This window comes from Mesorhizobium sp. P5_C1 (assembly GCF_054049815.1).
In genome coordinates, this window is record NZ_JBFULQ010000857.1 from 1 (window position 1) to 1,639 (window position 1,639).

Here is a 1,639-nt window from a genome sequence, read left to right on the forward strand (position 1 = left end):
TCTGAAGCGATTTTGGCATCGTTTCGCGAGGCCTTCCGCTACTTCAACACTTTCGGCGGCAATCCAGTGTCGTGTGCGGCAGCCAACGCGGTGCTGGACGTGCTAGAGGGCGAGAACCTCATCGACAACGCACAGCGAGTAGGTGAAGCGTCGCTGGCACTGATGCGCCCCTTGACCGAAAGTCATAAGTGCGTCGGCGATATCCGAGGTACGGGGCTGTTTTTCGGGCTGGAGTTGGTCCGTAACCGCGCTATCCGCGACCCAGCGCCTGACTTGGCGACCGCCGTCGTCGATGAAATGCGCGAACGTGGAGTTCTGATAGGCAAGACCGGCATTCACGGCAACGTTCTAAAAATAAGACCACCAATGCCTTTTGGCATTGAGAATGCGACATTCCTCGTTGGTATCCTTGATGAGGTTCTTGCCGACCTTGCCTGCGAGGCGCTCTGATGACCGGGCATCAGAACAACGCCGATGAAGCCGTCGCGATGAAGGATCTGGCTCATCAGGCGCTGATAGCCTGGGGGGTCGAAGACTGCGATCCAGTATTGCTCAAATACCGGGAGAACGTGGTTTTTCGTGTCGTCATGCCAAGTGGCCTGCCTGCGGCATTGCGTATCCACCGGTTTGGCTACCATTCCGACGCCGCGTTGCGATCGGAGTTGCAGTGGATGAACTACCTGCAAGCCAGTGGCATCCCGACGCCCCGGCCGATTGCAGCTTTGTCGGGTGAGTTGTTCGTGCATGCTCGGACGGAGGCTTCCTCTCAGTCGCGACAAGTTGACTGCATGTCCTGGGTGGAGGGGCGGCCGCTTGGCCAGAGTGGCGTCCCGCTAAACATGTCAGGTGACGAAGCGAAGCGTTCTTTCTCAGCCTTGGGACGCACGATCGCGCGGATGCACAATCTGACTGAGGCGTGGCCTCTTCCCCGTGATTTTGAAAGGCACGCATGGGACTTCGGAGCTTTCTTCTCCGAAAATCCATTGTGGGGGCCTTTTACCAACTCGCCTCTGCTCGATCATGCCTTGCGTGACCTCGTATGGAAATCTCGCGAAAAGGCGATGGGTGCTTTAGTGGGTTTCGAAAAAAGCGCCAGGACTTTCGGATTGATACATGCAGACCTTGTGCGCGAAAATATTTTGATGAGCGAGGACCACTCGGCCCAAGTCATCGATTTCGATGATTGCGGCTTCGGGTGGCGTATGTACGACGTTGCGGTGAGCCTCTATCAGAATCGAGAGGATCCGCTCTTTGACGTCATCGAATCCGCATTGCTGGAGGGGTATGCCTCGGAAAGGACGTTGACAGCGCGTGACATCAAGGCATTGCCATTGTTCACCGCCTTACGCGCTTTTGCAATGATAGGGTGGATGCAAAGTCGAGCCGACAGCGATGCGGCGCGTGAGACCGGAGCCAGAATGTCAAAGAAAGCGGCCGAAACGGCAACTTGGTATTTGGATCATGAATAGAAACGACAGGTTGGTTCGCATCGCGGTCATATTGGTTTGTGCGGCTCCGTCCGCACCGTGCCTTTTTCAAAGCCTGCTATTTCCAACCGCGCGCTCCTGGTCCCATCGCACCATTGCAGCTACTTGACCGAGAGGTTGCGAGGGGACTAGTCACGAGGAGCATTTAAGTC

The 1,639-nt window shown here is 56.3% G+C and carries 2 protein-coding genes; both read left to right on the plus strand.

Features of this window, described 5'->3' with window-relative positions; translation table 11 throughout:
• A partial coding sequence (locus tag ACXJ7R_RS31975) for an aminotransferase class III-fold pyridoxal phosphate-dependent enzyme (protein ID WP_457155294.1) occupies positions 1-450 on the plus strand: 450 nt, incomplete at its 5' end.
• Entirely contained in the window at positions 450-1,469 is a 1,020-nt protein-coding gene (locus ACXJ7R_RS31980) for a phosphotransferase enzyme family protein (RefSeq protein WP_457155295.1), read from the plus strand. The genes ACXJ7R_RS31975 and ACXJ7R_RS31980, both read left to right, overlap by 1 nt.
• Positions 1,470-1,639 lie beyond the last annotated feature (170 nt).